Annotated in this window: 4 protein-coding genes and 4 tRNA genes; 1 reads left to right on the forward strand and 7 read right to left on the reverse strand. The window is 46.1% G+C overall.

The genetic code is table 11. The features are described 5' to 3' along the window. The 5 genes from JK216_RS16885 to JK216_RS16905 all read right to left on the reverse strand — a co-directional run. Positions 1-83 (reverse strand): GTP-binding protein (locus JK216_RS16885; RefSeq protein WP_249213279.1); only part of this gene is annotated, 83 nt, incomplete at its 3' end. A 122-nt stretch (positions 84-205) separates the two neighbouring features. Continuing rightward, a tRNA-Thr gene (locus JK216_RS16890) sits at positions 206-281 on the reverse strand. Positions 282-286: 5 nt separating this feature from the next. Continuing rightward, a tRNA-Gly gene (locus JK216_RS16895) sits at positions 287-361 on the reverse strand. A 189-nt stretch (positions 362-550) separates the two neighbouring features. Then, positions 551-635: transfer RNA gene (locus JK216_RS16900), tRNA-Tyr, on the reverse strand. 10 nt (positions 636-645) lie between these two features. Further along, positions 646-721 (reverse strand) — tRNA-Thr (locus tag JK216_RS16905). 553 nt (positions 722-1,274) lie between these two features. Here JK216_RS16905 and coaA point away from each other — a divergent pair. After that, a complete protein-coding gene (gene coaA, locus JK216_RS16910) occupies positions 1,275-2,228 on the forward strand; it encodes a type I pantothenate kinase (RefSeq protein ID WP_212709702.1) in 954 nt (317 codons plus the stop codon). 46 nt (positions 2,229-2,274) lie between these two features. Here coaA and birA read toward each other — a convergent pair whose 3' ends face one another. Continuing rightward, on the reverse strand, positions 2,275-3,237 hold the full coding sequence (gene birA / locus JK216_RS16915) for a bifunctional biotin--[acetyl-CoA-carboxylase] ligase/biotin operon repressor BirA (RefSeq protein ID WP_212712166.1): 963 nt from the start codon (positions 3,235-3,237) through the stop codon (positions 2,275-2,277). Next, positions 3,234-4,271: a UDP-N-acetylmuramate dehydrogenase gene (gene murB, locus JK216_RS16920; protein WP_212709704.1), complete on the reverse strand. Its 1,038-nt coding sequence runs from the start codon at positions 4,269-4,271 to the stop codon at positions 3,234-3,236. The genes birA and murB overlap by 4 nt, the downstream gene beginning before the upstream one ends. Between the last annotated feature and the right edge of the window lie 478 nt (positions 4,272-4,749).

Raw genomic sequence — 4,749 nt, forward strand, 5'->3', positions numbered from 1 at the left:
AGAGTGGTTTTACCGTGGTCAACGTGGCCGATAGTACCGACGTTAACGTGTGGTTTGTTACGTTGAAATTGCTCTTTAGCCATTAGGATAACCCTTCTAAAACACGGATAAGTCGGTGATATGATCACATCAACCAGGTGTTAAATTGCCTGATAAAAAATGAATTTGTTAGATAACAGAAATTTCAGGGAGGAGATATAAGAAGTGGTGCTGATACCCAGAGTCGAACTGGGGACCTCACCCTTACCAAGGGTGCGCTCTACCAACTGAGCCATATCAGCACATCTGGAGCGGGCAGCGGGAATCGAACCCGCATCATCAGCTTGGAAGGCTGAGGTAATAGCCATTATACGATGCCCGCATCCTGGAACTCTGCTACCTGATATTTCTGTAGCTTTTGAATAATAAGATGGCTCTCTTATTATTCGAGTCTGCCAGATAAACTGACCGACTTTCGACTGAAACTACCAGTCTACACTCGGGGTGATAATACTGCTTCACCAGGCTTGTGATAGCATTTTGCTTCACATGCTCTCAACCGGAGTTGAGATGGTGGTGGGAGAAGGATTCGAACCTTCGAAGTCTGTGACGGCAGATTTACAGTCTGCTCCCTTTGGCCGCTCGGGAATCCCACCTTAACTTGAATGGTGCCGACTACCGGAATCGAACTGGTGACCTACTGATTACAAGTCAGTTGCTCTACCTACTGAGCTAAGTCGGCATCAAGTTGAGGCGCATAATAGGGGGCTCAGCGTCAGGATGCAACAACAAATTTTAATTTTTTATCTCTTCGCTTACTATTTGTCCAAAACAGGCCTTTTCATGTATTCCCTGTATAAATCACCAACAGACAATGGTGATGTTTTGCTCTCCCGGGGTGTTCCCTGTATAGGGAAATTCATTCCTGCAATGTCCGCGGGGAGATATCTCTGCCGTTATCCGGTGCTATTATTTGCACAAAAATCGCTTTTTTCTGTCTCCGGGTTACTGAGTGATGAAAAATACACCACTTCCCGTGTTGTTATTTCCTGATAACCCCGTCCACGTCACCCGCTACAGGATAAATTAATTGTCGTTTTTGCCATTTGCTTAAGGTACGGCGCGAAATTATCGTACAGTGACATCTTTTACTTTTTCCTGAGACCGTTCTGGTGTTAACCTCCAGCCTGTTATCTCATTACTACTACATTTCATTACGGTGTTGAAGCCACGTGAATGGCCCCGTTACTTTCACCGAAAATAAATCGGATCACTTTGTTGTCAGATGCCTGAATATGAGTAAAAAAAATTTGTCACTGGCTACCTCCCCCTACCTTCAGTTCACTCGTGAACAATGGGCAACTTTGCGCGACTCGGTGCCTATGACATTAACCGGCCAGGAAATTGCCCGGTTAAAAGGTATAAATGAAGATCTGTCTCTTGAAGAAGTCGCAGAGATCTATTTACCCCTGTCCCGGTTACTCAACTTTTATATCAGTTCAAATCTGCGCCGTCAGGCGGTACTTGAGCAGTTTCTGGGGACCAACGAACAGAAAATTCCTTATATTATCAGCATAGCCGGAAGCGTCGCTGTGGGTAAAAGCACCACTGCCCGTGTCCTGCAGGCATTACTCAGCCGCTGGCCTGAGCACCGCAAAGTTGAACTGATTACTACTGACGGGTTCCTGCATCCCAACGCTGTACTCAAAGAACGTGGTTTAATGAAGCGTAAAGGCTTTCCTGAGTCGTACGATATGCACCGTCTGGTTCGCTTTGTCTCCGATCTCAAGTCCGGAGAACAACAGGTGACTGCGCCGGTATATTCGCATCTTATCTATGATGTAATACCAGAGGGCGACAAGCAGGTATCTCAGCCAGATATTCTTATACTCGAAGGCTTGAATGTATTACAGAGCGGTATGGATTACGCTCATGATCCTCACCGGGTTTTCGTTTCTGACTTTGTTGATTTTTCTATTTATGTCGATGCGCCGGAACAACTGCTGGAACACTGGTACATTAATCGCTTTTTAAAGTTTCGCGAAGGCGCTTTCGCAGACCCGGATTCTTATTTTCATAACTATGCTAAATTGCCGGAATCAGAAGCAAAAGAAATAGCCGGTAACTTATGGCGGGAAATTAACTGGCAAAATCTGAAGCAGAATATTTTGCCGACCCGTGAACGGGCCAGTCTGATCCTGACAAAAAGTGAAAATCATGCGGTGGATACTATCCGTTTGAGAAAATAGTGGCAGGTAAACGGTCTGTCATCAGCTCAGACCGCTTACCGGAAGACTATTGAGAACGCAGGGAAATCTCACCGCCTACCCAGCTGGTCACTTTGTCGTCTTGCTCAAGCAATAATCCTCCGCGACTGTCTATCCCTTTGGCAATACCACAGACTTCTCGCTCACCAATAAGCAGTTTCACCGGACGATTGATAAAATTATCCAGGCTGGCCCAGCGCTCAATAAAGGGAGTCAGACCTTCGGTTTCAAATAACTCTAATGCAGAGCGCATTGTATTAATCAGCTCAGCGGTAAGCGCATTACGATCAATATTGATAGCGGCTTCCTGCAAGCTTATCCATTGCTGACTCACCACACTACTGTCAACCTGACGCATCATCAGATTTATTCCTGCGCCAATCACGATATGAGCAACATCACCGGTCTTTCCACTCAGTTCAACTAATATGCCTGCAAGTTTCTTATCATTCAGGTACAAGTCATTTGGCCATTTAACCCTGACATCCTGTGCACCCAGTGATTGTAACGCTTCAGCCATCACGATACCGACAACTAAACTCAGCCCCATTGCTGCCGCGGGTCCCTGTTCCAGCCGCCAGTACATCGACATATATAAATTTGCACCAAAGGGTGAAAACCATTGTCTGCCCCGCCGGCCACGGCCGGACTGCTGGTACTCGGCAATACAGGTATCTCCGGGCGATAAAGTTGTCATTCGCTCCATCAGATACTGATTGGTTGAATCAATTACCGGAAAAACACTGACCTCGCCGCTGCCTGTTACATTCTGCCGTATAGTCTCAGCATCCAGTAACTGCAACGGTGCAGACAGGCAATATCCTTTCCCTGTCACCGTATAAATATCCAGTCCCCAGCTTTTCAGCGTATGAATATGCTGGTTAATCGCAGCCCGGCTCATGCCACAGATATCACCCAATTGCTCTCCCGAGTGAAATTCACCGTCTGAGAGAATAGCTGCAATTTTTAACGGTACAGTATAGTCTTTCATGATATTGCTCCCACTGCATCGCATTCACCCTGAGAATCAATAAACCTCACTTCAGGTTCCAGCCATACATTAAATTTATCACCGACAGTCTGCCGGACATATTTTGCTAATTTGACAATATCCTGTGGAAGGGCATGATCATTATTGATGAGTACCAGTGCCTGTAAACGATGAACTGCAGCACCACCCATTTGATAGCCTTTGAGACCGCACTGATCTATCAGCCAGCCGGCAGCCAGCTTTACCTTACCGTCAGGTTGCGGATAATGAGGTAATGACGGGTAATCAGCCAGTAACTTGCGACTTAGTCCGGCAGTAACCAGAGGATTTTTAAAAAAGCTACCAACATTCCCCTGAATCGCCGGGTCCGGTAATTTACTACTACGCATACGGCATACAGCATCAAATACTTCTGTTGGTGTGACCTGGCCTGCATCCAGGCGAGTCAGCTCTCCATACGTCAGCCTTGGTTGCCATTGTTTACTCAGTCTGAGCCCTACCGCAATAATCGCATAGTCTTCACGGTACTGATGCTTAAAAATACTGTCTCTGTAGCCGAACTGACATTCCTGTGACGTAAGACGAATTTGTTCATCACTGGTCAGACTGATTACATCAACATAATGGCAGACGTCTTTAAATTCCAGGCCGTATGCACCGATATTCTGTATAGGTGCCGAACCTGCAACTCCGGGGATTAATGCCAGATTTTCCAGGCCGGCAATATTCTGCTGCAGACAATACCTGACTAAGTTATGCCAGTTTTCACCGGCACCGACATGCAGATCATAGTAATCATCATGCTCAGAGACTGAGATGCCTTTAATCTGATTCAGTGCAACCACACCATTGAAATCATTAAGAAAAAGGACATTACTCCCCCCCCCCAATAACAGAAACGGTTTACTGGCTAAGCGACTATAAGCCCGGGCTTTGCGCAGTTCTTCTCCGGTCGTTACCGGCAAAATTACATCAGCATTGATCTCAAGACCCAGAGTATTAAAGGGTTTAAGTGAATGATTCTGGCTTAGCATATCCTGACCTTAACAACATAATATGGAAGGTAGTTTACCTGATATGAATAGCAGATTAATGGTTTTCATTGAATGCCGGATGATGAAACCGGATCAGAAATACGCAGACGGGTTTATTCGGGAGAATATAGCAGGATAAGGCGGGTATGCCATAAGAAGGCAGTCATACGGGAAATACATCACAGAGATGCCGTCTTTCTGTACAGAAGGATTAAAAAAACCAGTGCAAAAAGGCCATCCGTCAGGATGGCCTTTTTGTCTTATTGGATGCCTGGCAGTTCCCTACTCTCGNACCACCGCGCTCTAGCCGCCAGGCAAATTCTTGCTGCTGTGTCCTGTGTCTTTTTCACTGATACTGTGTTGGCTTCACTCGTGCTGTTCAGTCACATACCGGTGTATGTTCCTTCTCATCACTCATTTGCCGCCTTGTCTCAGCAAAAAATCCTTCGGACTCATGTCCGCAGGGCACTGCTAATTC

The organism is Tatumella sp. JGM94, assembly GCF_018257595.1.
In the GTDB taxonomy this organism is placed as follows: Bacteria; Pseudomonadota; Gammaproteobacteria; order Enterobacterales; family Enterobacteriaceae; genus Tatumella; species Tatumella punctata.

Bases quoted from the DNA above. Each gene is read 5' to 3' on its own strand.
- coaA (WP_212709702.1), top strand. From the start codon at position 1,275: ATGAGTAAAAAAAATTTGTCACTGGCTACCTCCCCCTACCTTCAGTTC.
- birA (WP_212712166.1), bottom strand. From the start codon at position 3,237: ATGAAAGACTATACTGTACCGTTAAAAATTGCAGCTATTCTCTCAGAC.
- murB (WP_212709704.1), bottom strand. From the start codon at position 4,271: ATGCTAAGCCAGAATCATTCACTTAAACCCTTTAATACTCTGGGTCTT.